The following is a 19,922-nucleotide window of genomic DNA, read 5'->3' on the forward strand; positions in this document are numbered from 1 at the left end:
GCCGGGTTTTTGACGGGCTCGACCCAGCGCTCAGCCGCCATATTGCGCCGGCGTGACCGCTTCCAGCCAGTCGACATGCACGCCGTCCAGTGCCTCCTGCATGGCGATATGGGTCACCGTCGTTTTCGACGCCGCGCCATGCCAATGCTTCTCCCCGGGCTCGAACGAGATGACATCGCCGGCCCTGATCTCCTGCACCGGACCGCCCCAAGTCTGGGCAAGGCCTGCGCCTGAGGTGACATAGAGCGTCTGGCCCAACGGATGCGTGTGCCAATGCGTGCGCGCGCCCGGCTCGAAACTGACCAGCGTCGCCCGCAGCCGCGCCGGTGCCTCCTTCTCGATGATCGGCGTCTGCTGAACCCGGCCGGTGAAGTATTTTTCCGGCGCTATGATGGTCGGCACGCTGCCGCAGGCAATGATCTTCATGCTGGTGATCCCGAAGCCGTAAGCAGATGGGGGATAAAATCGCTCGCCCTCAGTTTCGACCGATGTCGGCCAACGCGCAACAGGTTCCGGCCGGTGGCTCCGCATCCGATCGACGCATGACGCCACGGCGACCGATTTCTATTTTCCTTGCCCTGCCGGCAAACAAGTGGGACGATGGTTTCGGGCAGGTGGCGACATGAAAAAAACCCCGCCCGCGACGGTCGAACAGGCCGGCCGCCGCTCAGGACCGATCGACCACGCCTGAACCATGAATGCCAGTCGGTCCTACGGGAAACGCCTGAGTGGAGGTCAGTCATGGGTACTCGCGCCGGAGGACGACGCACGGGACCGAAATGCATTGCCATAGTCGGTCCCTTCGCAAGCGGTAAGACGACACTTCTCGAAGCCATATTGGCCCGCACGGGCGCAATTCCCCGACAAAATCCCGTTTCATCAGGCAACACCGTTTCAGATCATTCGCCAGAGGCGCGCGCCCATGCCATGAGCGTCGAGGCGACAATCGCCACCACCGAATTCATGGGCGAGCCGTTCACCTTCCTCGATTGTCCAGGCTCTATCGAATTTTCCTTCGAAGCCGAACCGGTTCTGGCCGCCTGCGACCTCGCCGTTGTCGTGGCCGAGGCCGACGAAAAGAAGATTCCCGCCCTGCAGCTCATCATGCGCAAGCTCGACGATCTCGGCGTGCCGCGCCTGCTGTTCCTCAACAAGGTCGACAAGGCGACAGCGGGCGTGCGCGACACACTGAAGATGCTGCAGCCGGCAAGCTCGGTGCCATTGCTCCTGCGCCAGATTCCGCTGCGCAAGGACGGCGTCGTCATCGGCTCGATCGACCTGGCGCTGGAGCGCGCCTACATCTACCGCGAATATGCCGAAAGCGAGGTGGCCCAGATACCGGGCGACGACAAGGCGCGGGAGCTGGAGGCACGCTTCTCCATGCTGGAGACGCTGGCCGACCATGACGACCAGCTGATGGAACAATTGCTGGAAGAGATCAAGCCGCCGAAGGACGCCATCTTCGACGATCTTGCCGCCGATCTGCGCGAGGGCGCGGTGACGCCGGTGCTGATCGGCAGCGCCGAAAAGGGCAACGGCGTGCTGCGCCTCTTGAAAGCGATCCGCCACGACGCGCCCGATATCGAGGCGACCCGCAAGCGGCTCGGCGCGGCCGACGGCAACGCCACCGTGGTCCAGGTGATGAAGACCATCCACACGCCTCATGGCGGCAAGCTGTCGGTGTCGCGTATCCTGTCCGGTCAGGTCGCCGACGGCTCCGAACTCTGGCTGCCCGGCGGCGGTTCCGCCAAGGTCTCCGGCATCTACAGGATGCTCGGCAAGGACCAGGTCAAGCTTACCGCCGCGAAAGCCGGCGACACCGTGGCGCTCGGCAAGCTGGACGACGTCAAGACCGGCCAGACGCTGACTTCGGCCAAGGGCGGCACCAAGCAGTTGTTCGATGGCGCACCGCCGCAACCGGTCTTCGCCTTCGCGCTGCGCCCCAAGGAGCGCAAGGACGAGGTGAAGATGTCGGCGGCCATCCAGCGCCTGGCCGAGGAAGACCCCTCGCTCAGCCTGCACCATAACCAGGATTCGGCCGAGACCGTGCTGTCGGGCCATGGCGAGATGCACCTGCGCGTCGTGCGCGAGCGGCTGGAGGGCAAGAACCAGATCCCGGTCGAGGGCCATGCGCCGGCGGTGCCTTATCGCGAGACGATCCGCAAATCCGTGCAGCAGCGCGGCCGCCACAAGAAACAGTCCGGCGGCCACGGCCAGTTCGGCGACGTGGTGATCGAGATCAAGCCGCTGCCCCGCGGCTCCGGTTTTCAGTTCACCGACACCATCACCGGCGGCGTCGTACCGAAGACCTATATCCAGTCGGTCGAGACCGGCGTGCGCGATTACCTGAAGTCCGGCCCGCTCGGCTTTCCTGTCGTCGATGTCGCCGTCAACCTGTCGGACGGGTCCTACCATGCGGTCGATTCCTCCGACATGGCTTTCCAGATGGCGGCGAAGCTGGCGATGAAGGAAGGCATGGCGGCGTGCTCGCCGGTGCTTCTGGAGCCGGTGATGAAGGTCGAGATCGTCACGCCCTCGGACGCGACGTCGAAGATCATCGCGTTGATCCCGCAGCGGCGCGGCCAGATTCTCGGCTATGACGCGCGTCCCGACTGGCCGGGATGGGATGTCGTGGAGGCGACCATGCCGCAGGCCGAGATCGGCGACTTGATCGTCGAGTTGCGTTCGGCAACCGCGGGCGTGGCTAGCTATCGCGCCGTCTTCGACCACATGGCGGAGCTCACCGGCCGTCTCGCCGACGAGGCGCTGAATGCCAGCGGCAAGGCAGCCTGATCGCTATCGGTGCAATGCCGCCCTCGAATCTTGGTTCGAGGGCGGGCGAAAATGAAAACGACGCCCGGAGAGCCGGGCGTCGTTTTTGTTTGCGGACCGTTTTCTTGGGAGGAGAAACGGCAGGTCCGCCGCATGCACAGTCGCCGAGCTTCGGCAAAAAAAGGTTCGGACGCGGTAGCCGCCTGAGCCCGGGTCGTCCGAGTGATGCCCCCATCTCCCGTCCGAACCACACCGCGTCCTACTGTCTGCTTACCAGTGGAAGAGCCATTTGTCATGTTACCAAAGGTTACATGACACTGTTACGCGGCTATTCATGTGAATTTTTCGGCCGGCCCGGCTGGATCCGGGCAACAAAAAAGCCGGATCAATGAAGATCCGGCTGAGTTTGATTGGAAGTGCCTGTTAAGGCTAACCTCCAGAGGGGAACACTCTAGGGCGCTAATGGGAGGAGAACGCGCCCAGGAGATGGTCTATATATGTGCTCACCATGCCCAAGAAACAAGCATCTATTTTGCAACACACGCATGCAAAAAGACGCAGGCTGTGGTCTAACCCGCTTCGGGAGCCTATAGGACCAGCAAAATCGTGGAAAATGAGCGGCACGATGGGACATTTGTGGCCGCTAAAATGCAAATCGCAGCCGAGTTTGCTCCAAAACATTCAAAATACCAAATGACGTGGAATCGGGCAACAGCCGTTCAATTGTGAGGCATCCACGCAAGGTATAGCCAATGCGTCCTTTTTCAGCGATTGCCGGCAGTGCCATTTTCCTGATTGCGGCACCCGGCGTGGTCGCCGGACTTGTACCCTGGCTGCTCAGCGACCGCTGGAGCTTGCCTTGGTCGCGGGTGCCGGGCTTTGTCCTCGCCGGCGGCCTCCTTGTCGCCGCCGCGAGCGCCGTACTGCTGCATGCCTTCGCCCGATTCGCACTGGAAGGGCTGGGTACGCCCGCCCCGGTCGCGCCGACCGAGCGGCTGGTGATCGGCGGCATCTACCGCCATGTCCGCAACCCGATGTATGTCGCCGTGTTGTCGATCATCCTCGGCCAGGCGCTGCTGTTTTCGAGCTGGACGCTGGTCGCCTATGCCATCATCGCTGCGATCGCCATGGGGTCTTTCGTCAGGCTCTACGAGGAGCCGACGCTCGCCAGCCGCTACGGCGCCGAATACGAGACCTATCGACGCAACGTGCCCGGCTGGCTGCCGCGGCTGAGGCCCTGGCGGGGATAGAGACACACGTCAGGGACAGGCAGGGCCGCGCCAGCCTCGTCAAAACGACCAGCTACGCGCCTTCGCGATGATGAAATCGCGGAACACATGCAGCTTCGCCTGGTTCTTCATCGCGTCCGGATAGGCGAAGTAGGTGTCGAAGGACGGCACTTCCGTCTCCGGCAGCAACTGCACCAGGCCGGAATCCTTGGAGATCACATAATCGGGCAGCATGGCGATGCCGGCGCCGCCCTCCACCGCCCGCTTGATCGACAGGATGTCGTTGATCTGCAAGGTCGGCACGCGCTGGCCGCCCTCGAAATCGCCGACCGTCTCCAGCCAGTTCAACTCCGACAGATGCGACGGCACCGGCACGCCGAAGGTGACGATGCGATGGGCCTTCAGCTCTGCCACCGAAGCCGGCTTGCCATGCTTGGCGACATAGGAAGGGGCGGCGTAAAGATGGAAATGCACGGTGAACAGGCGGCGCTGGATCAGGTCCGGCTGCTGCGGTTGGCGCAGCCGGATGGCGCAATCGGCCTGGCGCATGGTGAGGTCGAGTTCCTCATTGGCGAGGATCAATTGCAGGCTGATTTCGGGGTAAAGCTCGATGAATTCCTGCACCCGCTCGGTCAGCCAGCCGGCGCCAAGCCCCACCGTCGTGGTCACCCGGAGCACGCCGGACGGCCGGTCCTTGGTCTCGGTCAGGCGCGACTTGATGGTCTCGAGCTTCATCAGCACGTCGTGCGCCGTGCGGAACAGCATTTCGCCCTGCTCGGTCAGCACCAGGCCGCGGGCATGACGGTTGAACAGCGGCACGCCGACGTCATGCTCGAGAGCGCTGACCTGCCGCGAGATCGCCGATTGCGACAGATGCAAGGTCTCGGCCGCATGCGTAAACGATCCCGCTTCCGCCGCAGCGTGAAACACGCGTAGCTTGTCCCAGTCCAACGCCATGATACCCCTCGTTCCGCTTTGGCGTCTGAATGAAAAATCAGGCTTTTACACGGCGTTTCTAAGCCGTTTCACAAGCGGCCCCTATTCCGCTGCCTCACGATGCACCTCGATGCCGGCCAGATATTTCTCCGCTTCGAGCGCGGCCATACAGCCGAGCCCCGCCGCCGTCACCGCCTGGCGGTAGATGTCGTCGGTCACGTCGCCGGCCGCGAACACGCCGGGCACGTCGGTGCGCGTCGAATCCGGTGCGGTCCACAGATAGCCGTTCGGCTTCTGCTTCAGCTTGCCGGCAAACAGCTCGACCGCCGGCGCATGGCCGATCGCCACGAACACGCCGTCGACCTTCAGCAGCGTTTCCTGTCCGGTCACAGCGTTGCGCAACTTCAACCCCTCGACCGAGGGCGGCAAGGGCGTCTTGCCGGGACGGCCGGTGATCTCGTCGACCACCGTGTCCCAGATGACGTGGACATTATCCTTCCTCAACAGCCGCTCGCGCAAGATGCGCTCCGCGCGGAAGTCGCTGCGCCGGTGAATGACGGTCACGCTCTTGGCGAGGTTCGACAGATAAAGCGCCTCTTCCACCGCCGAATTGCCGCCGCCGACCACCGCCACATCCTTGCCGCGATAGAAGAAGCCGTCGCAGGTCGCGCAGGCGGACACGCCGAAGCCCATGAAGGTCTGCTCGCTTGGAATGCCCAGCCATTTGGCCTGCGCGCCGGTGGCGATGATCAGCGCGTCGGCCGTGTAGGTGGTGCCGGAATCGCCCTTGGCGCGGAACGGCCGCACGTTGAGGTCGACCTCGGTAATGATGTCGTTGACGATGTCGGTGCCGACATGCTCGGCCTGCTTCAGCATCTGTTCCATCAGCCAGGGGCCCTGGATGGGATCGGCGAAGCCGGGATAGTTCTCGACATCGGTAGTGATCATCAATTGGCCGCCCTGCTGCAGGCCGGCGACGAGCATCGGCTTCAGCATGGCGCGGGCGGCATAGATCGCCGCGGTGTAGCCGGCCGGGCCGGAACCGATGATGAGAACAGGCGCGTGCTTGGTGTTCATGAAAAGCCTCTGCGAGGGCTGCCGGGCGATTGCGGCATGGAAAAACTCGTCGATGTCGCGCGTAATGTAAGTGTTGCCCACGATGCCAGCAAGGCAAGTTGACATTCGTCCCCGGAAAGCTTTGCCGCGGCGGATGCCGCGAAATATTCCTGGCGAGGGATGGAATGGACAGCGAAGTCGTTTAATCACAAAATCGCGCAAGATTCTTTCGTCACCCTGAACATCGCGAGCCCGCAATGCCGCTCAAGGCCGACCTCGACGCCATCGACTGGAAGATCCTGCGCGAATTGCAGAGCGACGGCCGCATGACCAATGTCGAATTGTCGAACCGCGTCGGCATTTCGGCGCCGCCCTGTCTGCGCCGCGTCAAACGGCTGGAGGAAAGCGGTATCATCCGCGGCTATCGCGCCCTGCTCAACGCGCCGGCGCTCGGCCTCGACGTCGTCGCCTTCTGCCTGGTCGGACTGCATCACCAGGCAGATGCCGAGCTTCGCACCTTCGCCGAGCGCACACGCGGCTGGCCGATCGTTCGCGACGCCTGGATGGTGTCGGGTGAATCCGACTTCCTGCTGCATTGCGTGGCAAGCGACCTCGGCACCTTCCAGACCTTCGTCATCGAAGACCTGACCTCGACGCCGAATGTCGACACGGTGCGCACCGCGCTCACCATCCGCCGGGTCAAGGATGAGGGCCTGGTCTCGTTCGAGCGGATTTGAGGTCGGTCGGGCCCCAACACGCCTGCCCATGCGAAATTCGGACTTCCGCCACACCGCCGCCGCGTTGGTATCCGACAGACTGAGATACAAGGCTGGACCGCTCTGTCCGGACTTTAACCGCTCAATCGGGCAGTCTGGTTGGTTTCTGAAGCAATTCCAGAAAAAATGTGCAACGGTTTTCCGTCCGGGATTGGGGAAAGGGATGACGCAGCCAGCGTAAATCCCGAGGACGACATGGCATGGGAAGGGGAACCATGACTCGATTTTCTAGCCCGATTTCGGCGCTGGTCATCTGCATGAACGAGGCCGACATGATCGGCCAGTGCCTGGAGAGCATCGACTTCTGCGCAGAGATCATCATCGTCGATTCCGGCTCCACCGACGGCACGGTCGCCTGTGTGGAAAGCTACATCGCCAAGGGCTATCCAATAAGGCTGCTGCATAATGCGTGGCCGGGTTTCCCGCGCCAGCGGCAATTCGCGCTCGACCACGCCAGCCAGCCCTGGTGCCTTGCGATCGAAGCCGACGAGGCCGTGGACGGCACGCTCCGGCAGTCGATCATCGCCGTCACGCAACCCGGCAGCGACGCCGTCGACGGATGGTACATCAGACGCAGAGACAAGTTGAAAGGTTACGGCTATGCGCACCGCTGGGTGCTGCACAACCGGCTGCTGCGCCTTTTCCGTCGTGACAAGGCCACCATGGATCTCAGTTTGCGGGTGCATGAATCGTTCGAAGTCCCCGGCGAAACTCGCACGATCGACAGTGGGGTTCTCCTGCATCGTCGCGAAGTGACCGTGGCGGAGGATCTGGCGAGAGCCAACACCTACTCCAGCCTCAAGGTCGCCACGCTGGTCGAGAAGGGCAAGAAGCCTGGCCTGGTGCGGCTGGTGCTCTCGCCGCTCGGCAACTTCCTGAAATTCTATCTGGCCAAGCGCTACTTCCTGTGCGGCCGGCATGGTTTCGTCTATTCGATGTCGGTGATGATCTATTCGTTCGCCACCGAGGCCAAACTCTACGAAGCCTCCCAAGACAACGATCCGGCGTGACTTGTCAGGCTTGGGAACTACGATCCGGGCCAAGCTTTTCGATGGCGGCGAGCAGGCCGCCGAGGTCGCTGCTGTCGCGCAAGGGCTTGATGGCGAAGCCGGGTTGGCCCGCCGCGTCCCCATCGACCAGCCAGCCCTGCGACAGTCCGGCGCGTTGGCCCGCCCGCATGTCGGCCAGCTTGTCGCCGACGATAAGGGACCGCTGGAGATCGAGGCCGAGGCGCTTGCCCGCCTCGATCAGCATGCCCGGATTGGGCTTGCGCATCGGATGGTCGGATGCGCCGAGCGGCCCGACGCCGGCTTCGTGATACGCGCAGGCAAGCACCATGTCCACGAACGCCCCCTGATCGCGCAACAGGTCGAGCACGCGGCCGTTCACCGCGGCAAAGACGCTCCAATCGAAATAGCCGCGCGCGATGCCGGACTGGTTGGTCACCACGACCACAGGGATCCCGGCCCGGTTGGCGGCAGCGATTGCAGGCACCATCTGCGGCCGGAGTTCAATCTCGGCGGGGTCGCTGGGGTAATCGGTATCGACATTGATGGTGCCGTCGCGGTCGAGGAACAGCGCCGGCTTGCGTCCCGGGAAAACCCGGTCGCCGACCCGCTCGACCCACAGGCCCGGCTCGGTCAGCGGGTGCTGCATCCCTGCCTTGTCAGCCATTTGAGAGGCGCGCTTCGACCACCTCGCAGAGATGATGGTAGAGACATAGGTGCCCTTGCTGGATGATCGGCGTCGAGGTCGAGGGCACATTGAGCAGGATATCGCAGAGCGGCTTCAGCTTGCCGCCAGTGTCGCCGGTCAGGCCGATCACCGTCATGCTCATCATTCGCGCCTGCTCGGCGGCGGCCAGGATGCTCGGCGAATTGCCGCTGGTCGAGATCGCCAGAAGCACGCCGCCGGCCGAGCCATGCGCCTCGACCTGGCGCGCAAACACCGTGTCGAAGCCATAGTCGTTGCCCCAGGCGGTCAGCACCGCGGCATTGGCCGGCAGCGCGATGACATTGTAGGCCTTGCGCTCCTTGAGGAAGCGGCCGACCAACTCGCCGGCGATGTGGATGGCGTCGCTGGCCGAACCGCCATTGCCAGCGATCAGCAAAGCTTTGCCTTGCGAAAGCGCCGTCACGACGGCGCTCGCCGCCCGCTCCATCTCGCCGGTCAGGTCGCGCTCGGCCATGGCCGTGATCGCGGCCGCCGAGCGGACCAGGTAATCGTTCAGTTCAGACATGAAACCCTCAGTTGGTGGTGCCGCCGGCGCGCAATTTGCCGATGGTGCTGGTGGTGCTTTTGCCGGCGACGAGATCGACCAGCACGATGCGCCCGCCGGCCTTCTGCACCACGTCCGCGCCGACCACGGTGTCGACCGTATAATCCGCGCCCTTGACCAGTATATCGGGCAGCAGCGCTTCGATGAGCGCCAGCGGCGTATCCTCCTCGAACACCACGACCGCGTCGACCGAGGCAAGCGCCGCGAGCACGCAGGCCCGGTCATGCTGATCGTTGACCGGTCGCCCTGGCCCCTTCAGCCGCCGCACAGAGGCGTCGCTGTTGAGGCCGAGCACCAGCCGGTCGCACTGGCTGCGCGCCGCGTGCAGCAGGCTGACATGGCCGGCATGCAGTATATCGAAGCAGCCATTGGTGAATCCGACGCTCAGCCCCTCCTCCTTCCACGCCGCCACCATGCGCGCGGCCGATGCGGCATCGAGGATGGCGTCCTTGTGGGTGGTCGGTCCATGCGAGCGGAACAGCGCGCCGGAGAGTTCCTCGACCGTCAGCCGCGCAGTGCCGCGTTTTCCGACGACCACGCCGCCGGCCGCATTGGCGATCGAGGCCGCCGCGACAGGATCGGCGCCCGCCGCCAGTGCCAGCGCGAAGCTCGCGATCACAGTATCGCCGGCGCCCGAGACGTCGAACACTTCGCGCGCCTGGGTGGCGATGTGGCGCGCTTCGGCCGGATCGACCACGCTCATGCCCTTTTCGCTGCGGGTGGCAACGACGAACTCGAAACCATGTGCCGAGATCAACTCCCGCGCGGCCGCCACGATCTCGTCATCGGCGAACACCGCATGGCCGACAGCTTCGCCTAGCTCCTTGCGGTTGGGCGTGATGGCGGTCGCCCCTGAATAGCGGGCATAATCGCGGCCCTTGGGGTCGACCAGCACCGGCTTTCCCGCCTCGCGGCAAATGGCGATCAACTCGGCGGCGACGCCGTCGAGCAGGACGCCCTTGCCGTAATCGGACAGGATGACGATGTCGGCGCGCGTCAGAGCCGCGCGGAAATGGCTCACCAGGCCCGCTCGCTCCGCCGCGCCGAGCGGCTTGATTTCTTCTTCGTCGAAGCGCAGCACCTGCTGGTTCAGCGCGCTGAAGCGGCTCTTCGACGACGTCATGCGGTCGCGCTCCCGCGTCAGGCCTGCCGTGTCGGCGCCGAGATCACCGAGCATCCGCATCAGGCTGTCGCCGGCCGTGTCGGTGCCGATCACCGAGACCGGAATGGCACGCGCCCCAAGCGAGATGATGTTGGCCACGACGTTGCCGGCACCGCCCATGGCCGAGCTTTCGCCGCGCCCATGCAGCACTGGGATCGGCGCCTCCGGCGAGATCCGCTCGATCACGCCGTTGACGAAACGATCGAGGATGATGTCGCCGACCACCAGCACGGTGGCCTGCCCGAACCGCGCAATGGCGCGGTGCAGGGGTTCGGGAGAAGGTGGATTGTGCTTGATCATGTCACTGGCAACGCGCGGGAAGGTCGATCTCAATCTTGCTGGTCATCATCAATTGACGGGCCGGATCGTTCATGGCGAAGCCGATATACCGCAAATCCATACAGCGCAACGGCAGGACATGACTACGACGACTGAGCTGTCAGCTCTTCTGCAGGGCAACGTGGACGCCCAGCCCGACCAGCACCGCGCCGCCGGCCCGCTGCATCAGGCGCTGCGCACGGCTGGAACGCCGCAGCCGGCCGATCACCGCGCCGGCCAGGAACACGCAGACGACGTCGGCAGAAGAGAACATCAGGTTGACGATGGTGCCTAGCGCGACGAATTGCAGCCAGATCGGGAATGCCGCCGAGGCGTCGATGAACTGAGGCAGGAACGCCATGAAGAAGATCGCGGTCTTGGGATTGAGCACCTCGACGGCGATGCTTTCGAAAAACGCGCGTCGGGCCGATTTGCGCTCGATCATCGGCAGCGCCGTGTCGCCTTCTACGCGCTTGCGGAACAAGGAAACCCCGAGCCAGACCAGGTAGAGCGCGCCGATCAGCTTGACCGCCATGTAAAGCGGCGGCACCGCATGAAACAGCACGGACAGGCCGGCAGCGGCGGCAAAGACATGGACATAGCCGCCGAGATGAATGCCGAGCGCCGCCGTCAGCCCCGACCAGCGCCCACGCGCCATCGTCTGCGCGGCTGCATAGAGCATGGCCGGGCCGGGAATATAGGCGAAGATCGCCGTAGTGGCGAAAAACGCGATGAGCAATTCGGTCGACGGCATTTTTGTCCCCTGGTAATTGCGTCTCTGACAGGCTGCGCTTTGCTCCATGTTGGCGATAGCACAGATGTATCTTCGAATTCGTCCTATTGCCCTTTCGAGGCGTTGGCGCCGCCCCTTGCCCGTCCTCCGCAGCAGTTGCGGAAGGGAGCCCTTCCTCTCCCCCGTCGATCGGGGGAGAGGTGTCGAGCGAAGCTCGACGGAGTGGGGGTCGACCCTTGGGCGCAAGGCGAGGCGATCCTTGCGCCTGGTGCCCTTCTTATGTCCGTTCGCAGCGGTTGCCAGGTGGTTCCCCCACTCCGTCTCGGCTTCGCCGAGTCACCTCTCCCCCCTTGGGAGGGAGAGGAAAGGAGCCTGGGTTTAATCACGATCCAACTCGGCAGCGTATTCTTCAAGCATCTCGACATGTTCGGACGGGGCGTCCTTAGCCGCGTAGGCGCGGCGGCTGTCGTTGGCGAATTGAGCCTCGTAGGCCTCGATGCTCATCAGGACGTATCTCGGTTTGTTGTGACGAGTGATGGAGACGGGCTGCTGGCTGGCGGCCGCAAGCACGTCTCCAAGATTCTGTTTCAGATCGGTGGATGGATAGTGTTTCATAGCCACTCCGTTTTGTGCATAATAGACAAAACAGACAAAATAGACAAGCACGGAAACAAGGGCACAAGGCAATCGCCTGCTTTGTCGACAGCCCGGCTGGCCTCCCCTATAAGGACCGGAATCGCAAGCAACCAGAGGCCTTCATGATCATCGTCACGGGCGGCGCCGGCATGATCGGCTCCAATATCGTCGCCGCGCTCAATGCCGAGGGGCATGACGACATCCTCATCGTCGACGACCTCACCGACGGCCACAAGATCGTCAATCTCGCCGATCTCAGGATCGCCGACTATCTCGACAAGGACGATTTCCTGGCCCGGCTTGAAGCTGGCGAGCTCGGCCGCATCGAGGCCGTCTTCCACCAGGGCGCCTGCTCGACCACCACCGAATGGAACGGCAAGTTCATGATGGAGGTGAATTTTGCTTATTCGAAGCGGCTGTTGCATGCCTGCCAGGCGCTGCGCGTGCCGTTCCTCTATGCCTCCTCGGCTTCCGTCTACGGCGGCGGCGCCGAGTTTCGCGAGGATCCGGCGCTGGAACGGCCGCTCAATGTCTACGCCTATTCCAAGAAACTGTTCGACGACTATGTCAGGCGCACCATCTTCGATACCGATCATTCGCAGGTTGCGGGCCTGCGCTACTTCAATGTCTACGGCCCGCGCGAAGCGCACAAGGGCGCCATGGCCTCGGTCGCCTTTCATTTGTTCAACCAGGTCGAACGCGGTGAGAACCCGAAACTGTTCGGTGCCTATGACGGCTTCGGGCCGGGCGAACAAAGCCGCGATTTCATCCATGTCGGCGACGTCGCCGACGTCAATCTGTGGCTGTGGAAACGCGGCTCGAGCGGCATCTTCAACTGTGGCACCGGCCGCGCCCAACCCTTCCGCGCCATCGCCGAAACCGTCATCGATGCGTTGGGCAAGGGCGAGATCGAGTTCGTCGAATTTCCCGACCACCTCAAGGGCAGCTACCAGAGCTTCACGCAAGCTGATATGTCCCGTTTGCGCGCGGCCGGTTACAATGGCCAATTCCGAACCGTCGAAACCGGCGTCAGAGACTATGTCGAATGGCTGAAAGCCCAACGATCCTCGTGATCGGCCCACGCTGGGTGGGCGATATGGTGATGGCGCAGTGCCTGTTCTCGGCGCTGAAGCAGCTCTATCCCAACGCCGCGATCGACGTGCTGGCGCCGGCCTGGGCGGCACCGCTGGTCAAGCGCATGCCGGAAATCCGCCAGCAGATCAACTTTCCGCTGAAGCCCGGCGCGCTGGAATTCACCCATCGCCGCCGCTTCGGTCGCCTGCTGCGCGGCCGCTACGACATGGCCTATATCCTGCCGGGCAGCTGGAAATCGGCGCTGATCCCGTTCTTTGCCCGCATTCCGCGCCGTTTCGGTCATCTGCGCGAAATGCGCTATGGCTTGCTGACCGACATCGTGCCGCTGCCCGAGGCTGTGAAGCGGCGCACCGCGCAGGCCTATTTCGGCCTCGCCCAGGGCGGGAGCTTTCGCGCGCCCAGTTTGACCGTGGACGCGAAAAACCAGGCTGCCCTGCTCGACCGTTTTGGATTGGCGCCACAGAAATTCATGGCATTGATGCCCGGCGCCGAGTTCGGCCCGGCCAAGCGCTGGCCCAGCGAAAGCTATGCCGGCCTTGCCCGCGATTTCATGGGAAAGGGCTTCAAGGTCGCGCTGTTCGGCTCGAAGAACGATCGCGATGTGACCGCGGAGATCGCAGCGCTTGCCCCCGGCATTGTCGATCTTGCCGGCCAGACGCGTCTGGAAGATGCCATCGATCTGATTGCAGCCGCCAGGCTGGCCGTCTCCAATGACAGCGGGCTGATGCATGTCGCCGCCGCCGTCGGCACGCCGATCGTCGCCGTCTACGGTTCGACGTCGCCTGAAAACACGCCACCGCTGGCCGATCGGCGCGAACTGGTCTGGCTCGGCCTCTCCTGCTCGCCATGCCACCAGAAGGTCTGCCCGCTCGGCCATCTCAATTGCCTGAAAACGCTCGAGGTCGGGCAGGTCGCCGCGGCGGCGGACCGCCTGCTGGACCTCCCGGCCGCGGCATGAAAGTCCTTATCGTCAAGACCTCGTCGATGGGCGATGTGATCCACACTTTCCCGGCCGTCGAGGATGCAAGCCTCAACCGACCGGACGTGTCTTTCGATTGGTGCGTCGAAGAGGCGTTCGCCGGCATCGTGGCGCTGCATCCGGCGATCGGCAGGATTCATACCGTCGCGATCAGGCGCTGGCGCAAGGCACTGTTTGATGGCCGCACCTGGCGCGAGGCGGCCGCCTTGCGCCGCTCGTTGCGCGCGTGCCGCTACGATCTGGTCATCGATGCGCAGGGCCTGCTGAAATCGGCCCTGGTGGCACGACAGGCGGGAGCGGCGATTGCCGGCTTCGACCGCTCGAGCGCGCGCGAACCTTCGGCGACGCTGTTCTACGATGTCACATACGCCGTACCGCGCGATCTGCATGCCATCGAACGGACGCGGCGGCTGTTCGGGCTGGCGCTCGGCTATCAGCCTGACCTTTCGACGCTCAACTCCGGCATTGTCCCGCCATCCGGCACTTTGGCCGCCATTGCCGGAAAAACCGCCTTCCTGCTGCACGGCACCAGCCGCGAGGACAAGAAGTGGCCGGTCGGAAACTGGATCGGAACCGCCCGCCTGCTGGTTGAAAGGGGAATGACGCCGGTCACCACCTGGTCGAACGCGAACGAGAAGGCAGTCGCCGAAGCGATTGCCGGGGCTGTTCCGTCGACAATCGTGGTGCCCAAATCGCCGCTGGCCGACATTGCCGCCATTCTCGGCCGCTCGACGCTGGTGATCGGCGCCGATACGGGGCTGACCCATCTCGCCAGCGCTTTCGGCCTGCCGACGGTCGCGGTATTCCTGGCGACCGAGCCGGGTTTGACAGGCCCAAATGGGCCCTATGCGTCGACGCTGCTGGCCGTGGCGGGTGGGCGTGTGACGCCGGCGGACGTGGTGGCGGAGGCTGAGAGGCTGCTGGAGCGCCAAGCTGTTGCCCAGACTGACAAGAGTTGATTTTATCAATTAATTCAACCGGAAAGGATTGTGCTGCCCCTCATCCGCCTGCCGGCACCTTCTCCCCGTATAGTGACGGGGAGAAGAGCGCTGAACGCAAAGTCGGCGCCTGGTTTGCAAAGCTGAAAATTAGCGAAATCATCAATGAAAGCATCTCCCCGTCACTATACGGGGAGATGTGCCCGGCAGGGCGATGAGGGGCAGCGCAATCCAGGCTCGAAAAACGCAGATCAGCGCCCCTCAAATCCTAAATAAACTGCACCTGGACGATCTCGTAGCCTCTGGCGCCACCCGGCGCGTTGACCTCGATGGCGTCGCCGACTTCCTTGCCGATCAGCGCGCGGGCGATCGGCGATGAGATCGAGATGCGGCCGGACTTCACGTCGGCTTCCTGATCGCCGACGATCTGATAGGTCTTCTTCTCCTCGGTGTCCTCGTCGACCAGCACCACGGTGGCGCCGAACTTGACCTTGTCGCCGCTGAGTTTGGTGACATCGATCACCTCGGCGCGCGCAATAAGGTCCTCGAGCTCGTTGACACGGCCCTCATTGAGGCTCTGCGCCTCTTTGGCGGCATGGTATTCGGCATTCTCGGACAGGTCGCCATGCGAGCGCGCCTCGGAGATCGCCTCGATAATGCGAGGCCGCTCTTCCTGCTGGCGCCAACGCAGTTCTTCCTTCAATGACGCGAACCCCTCGCCTGTCATCGGGACCTTGTTCATGATGCCTGACCTTTCCTGCCACCGCCCCCGCGTTTCGGGGGAAGCCTTGTCGTTGGGTATAAAAAGAAAACGGTCCGGCAGCCTCGGGCTAACGGAACCGTTTCACCGCAATTTCCCTGAATATAGCAATCTCCGCGGGTTTTTCACGCTCAAAAATCGGTTTTGCAAAAATCATCCCCGCTTTCAGCGGGTGGAGCTGCCAGCGAGGCAGTCGGCGACAAAAAAACGGCCGCGATTGGCTCGCGGCCGTTTGGAGAGTCTTGGGAGGAGCCGGATCAGCTTCTCATGAAATGATCGATCTGCTCGGCCAGCATGCCGTATTCGCGCGAGCCCTTGCCGGTCCGCTTCTCGATCTCCATCAGCTGCTGCTGGGCGCCGGCCAGATCGCCGATCTGGAGATGCGCCTCGCCGAGATATTCGCGCACCAGCGTGTAATTCGGATCGATGCGCAGCGCTTCCTCGTAATAGCCGAGGCCGACGGCAACGCGGCCGGAATGTCGGTGCGAATAGCCGAGATAGTTGAGAATGCGCGGATCCTGCTTGTCGGCGGCAAGGCTGAGCACGGCGATAGCCTCGTCATAGCGACCGGCCATCGCGAGATCGTGGCCCGCATCGTAGATGCTGTCGTCGTCCAGCATGCCTTCCTGGGGTGCGACGCACTTCTTCTTCTTCTTGTCCCAGACCATGCCCTTCTTGCATTGGGTCGTCGTACTAGTGTCGACACCGCTGCCGGCGGCAAACACCGGAACGGCAAGGAACTGCAGAGCGATAAGCGCGCTCGCCGCCTGGATCAGCACTCTTTTTTGCATCAAAGCCTCCTGGAGGGGTGAGAATAGAACACTAACGGCGGGCTGCTTGCTTTTCGTCCCGGAAAAAACGCGTGCGGGAGAACATCAGGTGACGGATGCCGCAAATCCGCTATCATCGGGCAAACGACTGACGGAGACGGCCCGTGCAGCGGCAACTTGAAAAGGACTGGGAACTTTCGATCGGCCCCGACACCGTACGCCTGTTCATCCTCAAGGCCAAGGCGGTCAGCGCCGCCCTCAACGAAGACTATGCCGACGGCGCCGAGCACGAGGTCGAACTCGATGGACAAGCGCATGCCAACCATCATCACGACGGGCTGGCCGAGGAAAGTTCGGGAAACCTTACCGAGGAAGAACTGCGCGAGCTGATCAATGACCTCAATGTCGATGAAGCGGCCGAGCTGGTGGCGCTCGTCTGGGTCGGCCGCGGCGACTATGACGGCTCCGAATGGGAGGACGCGCTTGCCGCGGCGCGCGAGCGCACCAACAAGCGCACGGCGAAGTATCTGCTCGGCATGCCGCTGCTTGCCGATTGGCTGGAACAGGGACTGGAAGCGATCGGCGCGTAACGCAGTGGTAACCGATTGTGATCGCTCCGAAATGCCTTGCCAGGCAACTTCGGCATGGCCGCGCCGTTTTCGGAGGCAATGGCGACGCTGAGCTTTTCCCGAAAATGCAGAATCGCATGGGCCACCATGGCCGTCACCGCTCTGCTGGCGACGCCGGCCGATGCCAGACATCGTCACAGGCATTACGCGCCCCCGACATCGCGTGTCGAACAGCCCCTGACACCGCGGGTCGACCAGCCGCTGGAAGCGCGCGGCAAGCATCGGCTCAAGCGGAAGCCGGCTCGGCAGAAAGCGTTGGACCCGACACCTGCCGACGTTCCGGTGCCCGAACCGCGTCCCACGGACGCTCCAAGCACGCAAGACCGGGTGACGCAAACACCAGGGAGCAACGGCGCGTCAGATCGCTTCGACGAAGAAAAATCCGGTCGCACGATGCAAGCACGCCCCGAACCGGCCGATGGCGCGGAACCCGAGCCTCCGGCCGTAGCGCCCGCGCCGACGCCAAAACCCGACATCACGGAACCGGACGTCGAGCCGCCTGCCGTCGCCCCGCAGCCGCCGCGAAAGCCGGCGGACACAGGCGCCGGGAAGATGCTCGCCGATCCGCGCTCGGCCGATCTGCCCGGCGACAAGATGCCCGACGGGGAAGTTGCCTGCCGCGAGCGGCTGAAAACGCTCGGCGTCGAGTTCGAGGAGCACAAGGCCGAAAGCAATCCCGAAATCGGCTGCTCCATCCCCTACCCCATCGTGTTGAAGACGCTCGGCAAGTCGATCGATATCGCCCCCGGCCCTGAACTCAATTGCGCAATGGCCGAGGCGGCGGCGCGTTTTGCCGCCGATATCGTCCAGCCGGCGGCGAAAGCCGAATTCGGCGCCGACCTGAAGTCGATCGGCCAGGCCTCGGCCTTTGTCTGCCGGCCGCGCCACGGCGCCGGGAAACTATCGGAACATGCCTTCGGCAATGCGCTCGATATCGCCGGTTTCACGCTGTCCGACGGCAAAAAGATTGAAGTCGGCCCCGTACCGCCCGAAAAGGAGGGCAGGTTTCTAAACGCCGTGCGCAAGGCCGCCTGCGGGCCGTTCAAGACCGTGCTCGGACCCGGAGCCGACGCCGATCATTCCCTGCATTTCCATCTCGACCTCGAGCCGCGCCGCCATGGCGGCACCTTCTGCCAGTGAGCAATCGCCGCTGAAAGAATGCTTGCCTCAATTCAGCCGCAGGCGTGAACGCGGCCGCTGAGTTTTCCTTTACCCTTGATCGTTAAAATGCCGGACATCTGGGGACAGGGATTCCGCCAATGGCCGGCAAATTTCGCGCCGTCTTTTCCGCTGCCATGCGCCGACCGAAGCCTTTCGCGATAATGGCGGGCCTGCTTGCCCTCGCGGCCGTCTCGGCTTGCAACACCGGCAGCGTGCTGTCTTTGCAGCCCGCCGTCGACGTCGGGTCGCAGACTGCCGCCGTGCCGCAATATACGGGCATGCAGCAGCTCGTCCCTTCCAATCCCTATATGACGCAGGCCGCCTACCCGCGCATGGACGAGCCGATGTCGCCGGTCGAGCAGATGCCGGCCAGCGAGACCGATTGCCGCCAGCAATTGAAGCGCCTCGACGTCGCCTATACCGACCTGGCGCCGATCCATGAAGGCCAGTGCGGCATCGATTATCCGGTCAAGGTCTCGGCCATCGGCAGCATCCAGATGAAGCCGGCCGCGACGCTGACCTGCGACATGGCCGCCACCTTTGCCGGCTGGACGAAGAACGAACTCGTTCCTTCCGCCCGCTGGCGTTATTTCTCCGGCGTCAGGACCATCCACCAGGGTTCCAGCTATTCCTGCCGCAAAATCGCCGGCGAAGGGGTGCTTTCGGAGCACGGCAAGGGCAATGCGCTCGACGTCATGAGCATCGAGCTCAACAATGGCGACGACATCGACGTGCGCAAGCCCGGCCTGTTCGCCTTTCGCACGCGCGGCTTCCTCAACAATGCGCGCGCCGACGGCTGCCAGTATTTCACCACGGTGCTCGGCCCCGGCTACAACTACGACCACCGCAACCATTTTCATTTCGACATCAAGAACCGCAAGAACGGCTACCGCGCCTGCCGCTAGGAAAAAGAGCAGGCAGGCTGAGTGCTACTGGTGGAAGAGTAATGTCTCAATTTGAAATATCGGCGCCCGACTTTTTGTAAGGGGCGATCGCAGGCGACATTTTCAGCGTCTTGCGGATGCGAATGAAGTTGTGGGTTAGCTTTTCGAGCCGGCTGGGGCGATTGTGCCAGGAACGATATCCGTATTCTGAGCCACCTTGATGCGCCACCCCGACTGCCCTTCTTGGACAATCAGAAGCAATATGCCTTTCCTAACTCCGGCCGGGGCCCCGTCCGGGGCAGATGCTCCCGTTAGGGTCCAAGTGTAGTGAACGGCAGCAAGCCCAGGAGCCAATTCCACAACCGAAGAGACTTCGCCTTCCAATCGGCTATCCCGAAACATGGTAGCATGAGTAGCTCGGTGCGCCGCTTCGATTTCGGATCGGTTCTTCCACCAAACACCTACCACGTTGACGAAACTGGCATCGGAAGCGAACAGAGACGCGAACTCATTCATATCATGCCGGTTCCAAGCGTCCGCAAAAGCAGTAGCGACATGCTCGGGCTTGCTAATCGTCACGCTACGTCTCCTTCATAGGCGTTCGGGCCGGATCGCGACGACGGCGCGCTCAAATTTCAAACTGAGGTTCGGGACCGGGGTCCGGCTCGACACGCTCGACCCTCGCGACAAGATCGGCGGTCAGCGCCATTGACCTCTTGCCTGCCGGCTCCCGCTTCATTGCTGCCTCCGCGCAAAGAACGGCCGACGATAGACTTGCGGAGCGCGGATGGCCATTGATTTCCAGGATCT

At 63.2% G+C, this 19,922-nt stretch carries 21 protein-coding genes; 10 read left to right on the top strand and 11 right to left on the bottom strand.

Annotated features, from left to right (window positions below; all coding sequences use genetic code 11):
• Window positions 1-30: 30 nt before the first annotated feature.
• The gene (locus NKJ26_RS18730; RefSeq protein ID WP_352606605.1) at window positions 31-426 is read right to left on the bottom strand and encodes a (R)-mandelonitrile lyase; all 396 of its coding nucleotides are present in this window, start codon (window positions 424-426) and stop codon (window positions 31-33) included.
• Between the two features lie 315 nt (window positions 427-741).
• Between NKJ26_RS18730 and NKJ26_RS18735 the strand changes: the two genes are divergently transcribed.
• Together NKJ26_RS18735 and NKJ26_RS18740 are read left to right on the top strand one after the other, a co-directional pair.
• Entirely contained in the window at window positions 742-2,793 is a 2,052-nt protein-coding gene (locus NKJ26_RS18735; RefSeq protein WP_352696468.1) for an elongation factor G, read from the top strand.
• Window positions 2,794-3,524: 731 nt separating this feature from the next.
• Window positions 3,525-4,022 (top strand): methyltransferase family protein, encoded by a 498-nt coding sequence (locus NKJ26_RS18740; protein ID WP_352696469.1) that lies wholly within the window; start codon window positions 3,525-3,527, stop codon window positions 4,020-4,022.
• A 39-nt stretch (window positions 4,023-4,061) separates the two neighbouring features.
• Here the strand turns inward: NKJ26_RS18740 and NKJ26_RS18745 are convergent, their stop codons facing one another.
• Together NKJ26_RS18745 and trxB are read right to left on the bottom strand one after the other, a co-directional pair.
• Window positions 4,062-4,958: a LysR family transcriptional regulator gene (locus NKJ26_RS18745; protein WP_352606599.1), complete on the bottom strand. Its 897-nt coding sequence runs from the start codon at window positions 4,956-4,958 to the stop codon at window positions 4,062-4,064.
• Window positions 4,959-5,039: 81 nt separating this feature from the next.
• Complete coding sequence (gene trxB, locus NKJ26_RS18750; protein ID WP_027026715.1) at window positions 5,040-6,014, bottom strand: thioredoxin-disulfide reductase; 975 nt, start codon at window positions 6,012-6,014, stop codon at window positions 5,040-5,042.
• Between the two features lie 236 nt (window positions 6,015-6,250).
• Here trxB and NKJ26_RS18755 point away from each other — a divergent pair, with 236 nt between their 5' ends.
• Together NKJ26_RS18755 and NKJ26_RS18760 are read left to right on the top strand one after the other, a co-directional pair.
• On the top strand, window positions 6,251-6,730 hold the full coding sequence (locus tag NKJ26_RS18755) for an Lrp/AsnC family transcriptional regulator (RefSeq protein WP_352696470.1): 480 nt from the start codon (window positions 6,251-6,253) through the stop codon (window positions 6,728-6,730).
• A gap of 254 nt (window positions 6,731-6,984) precedes the next feature.
• Entirely contained in the window at window positions 6,985-7,779 is a 795-nt protein-coding gene (locus tag NKJ26_RS18760) for a glycosyltransferase family 2 protein (RefSeq protein ID WP_352696471.1), read from the top strand.
• Window positions 7,780-7,783: 4 nt separating this feature from the next.
• Here the strand turns inward: NKJ26_RS18760 and gmhB are convergent, their stop codons facing one another.
• From gmhB to NKJ26_RS18785, 5 genes are all read right to left on the bottom strand, one after another.
• Entirely contained in the window at window positions 7,784-8,443 is a 660-nt protein-coding gene (gene gmhB, locus NKJ26_RS18765) for a D-glycero-beta-D-manno-heptose 1,7-bisphosphate 7-phosphatase (protein WP_352696472.1), read from the bottom strand.
• Window positions 8,436-9,008, bottom strand: a complete 573-nt coding sequence (locus tag NKJ26_RS18770) for a D-sedoheptulose-7-phosphate isomerase (protein ID WP_352696473.1) — start codon at window positions 9,006-9,008, stop codon at window positions 8,436-8,438. Before NKJ26_RS18770 ends, gmhB begins: the two co-directional genes overlap by 8 nt.
• Window positions 9,009-9,015: 7 nt before the next feature.
• Window positions 9,016-10,509 carry a D-glycero-beta-D-manno-heptose-7-phosphate kinase gene (gene rfaE1, locus NKJ26_RS18775; RefSeq protein ID WP_352696538.1) on the bottom strand — a complete coding sequence of 498 codons (1,494 nt, stop codon included), beginning with the start codon at window positions 10,507-10,509 and terminating at the stop codon, window positions 9,016-9,018.
• 139 nt (window positions 10,510-10,648) lie between these two features.
• Window positions 10,649-11,281, bottom strand: a complete 633-nt coding sequence (locus NKJ26_RS18780; RefSeq protein WP_352696474.1) for a LysE family translocator — start codon at window positions 11,279-11,281, stop codon at window positions 10,649-10,651.
• 357 nt (window positions 11,282-11,638) lie between these two features.
• A complete protein-coding gene (locus NKJ26_RS18785) occupies window positions 11,639-11,875 on the bottom strand; it encodes a type II toxin-antitoxin system Phd/YefM family antitoxin (RefSeq protein ID WP_352696475.1) in 237 nt (78 codons plus the stop codon).
• Window positions 11,876-12,018: 143 nt separating this feature from the next.
• On the opposite strand from NKJ26_RS18785, the gene rfaD reads away from it, so the two are divergent.
• Genes rfaD through waaC form a run of 3 tightly spaced genes read left to right on the top strand, consistent with a single transcriptional unit; the run spans window position 12,019 to window position 14,929 of the window.
• Window positions 12,019-12,969 (top strand): ADP-glyceromanno-heptose 6-epimerase, encoded by a 951-nt coding sequence (gene rfaD, locus NKJ26_RS18790; RefSeq protein WP_352696476.1) that lies wholly within the window; start codon window positions 12,019-12,021, stop codon window positions 12,967-12,969.
• A complete protein-coding gene (gene waaF, locus NKJ26_RS18795; protein ID WP_352696477.1) occupies window positions 12,942-13,949 on the top strand; it encodes a lipopolysaccharide heptosyltransferase II in 1,008 nt (335 codons plus the stop codon). Before rfaD ends, waaF begins: the two co-directional genes overlap by 28 nt.
• Window positions 13,946-14,929: a lipopolysaccharide heptosyltransferase I gene (waaC, locus tag NKJ26_RS18800; RefSeq protein WP_352696478.1), complete on the top strand. Its 984-nt coding sequence runs from the start codon at window positions 13,946-13,948 to the stop codon at window positions 14,927-14,929. The genes waaF and waaC overlap by 4 nt, the downstream gene beginning before the upstream one ends.
• A 247-nt stretch (window positions 14,930-15,176) precedes the next feature.
• Here waaC and greA read toward each other — a convergent pair whose 3' ends face one another.
• Together greA and NKJ26_RS18810 are read right to left on the bottom strand one after the other, a co-directional pair.
• The gene (gene greA / locus NKJ26_RS18805) at window positions 15,177-15,650 is read right to left on the bottom strand and encodes a transcription elongation factor GreA (RefSeq protein ID WP_008877613.1); all 474 of its coding nucleotides are present in this window, start codon (window positions 15,648-15,650) and stop codon (window positions 15,177-15,179) included.
• Between the two features lie 275 nt (window positions 15,651-15,925).
• Complete coding sequence (locus NKJ26_RS18810; RefSeq protein WP_352696479.1) at window positions 15,926-16,459, bottom strand: tetratricopeptide repeat protein; 534 nt, start codon at window positions 16,457-16,459, stop codon at window positions 15,926-15,928.
• 143 nt (window positions 16,460-16,602) lie between these two features.
• Between NKJ26_RS18810 and NKJ26_RS18815 the strand changes: the two genes are divergently transcribed.
• The 3 genes from NKJ26_RS18815 to NKJ26_RS18825 all read left to right on the top strand — a co-directional run bounded on the left by NKJ26_RS18815 (window position 16,603) and on the right by NKJ26_RS18825 (window position 19,133).
• Entirely contained in the window at window positions 16,603-17,028 is a 426-nt protein-coding gene (locus tag NKJ26_RS18815) for a DUF3775 domain-containing protein (protein ID WP_352696480.1), read from the top strand.
• A 126-nt stretch (window positions 17,029-17,154) separates the two neighbouring features.
• Window positions 17,155-18,207 (top strand): extensin-like domain-containing protein, encoded by a 1,053-nt coding sequence (locus NKJ26_RS18820; protein ID WP_352696481.1) that lies wholly within the window; start codon window positions 17,155-17,157, stop codon window positions 18,205-18,207.
• Between the two features lie 119 nt (window positions 18,208-18,326).
• Window positions 18,327-19,133, top strand: coding sequence for an extensin-like domain-containing protein (locus NKJ26_RS18825; RefSeq protein ID WP_352696482.1), 807 nt, complete (start codon window positions 18,327-18,329; stop codon window positions 19,131-19,133).
• Window positions 19,134-19,268: 135 nt separating this feature from the next.
• On the opposite strand, the gene NKJ26_RS18830 is transcribed toward NKJ26_RS18825, so the two are convergent.
• Window positions 19,269-19,691 carry an SgcJ/EcaC family oxidoreductase gene (locus NKJ26_RS18830; protein ID WP_352696483.1) on the bottom strand — a complete coding sequence of 141 codons (423 nt, stop codon included), beginning with the start codon at window positions 19,689-19,691 and terminating at the stop codon, window positions 19,269-19,271.
• Between the last annotated feature and the right edge of the window lie 231 nt (window positions 19,692-19,922).

The organism is Mesorhizobium sp. M0152 (assembly GCF_040322415.1).
Taxonomy (GTDB): domain Bacteria; phylum Pseudomonadota; class Alphaproteobacteria; order Rhizobiales; family Rhizobiaceae; genus Mesorhizobium.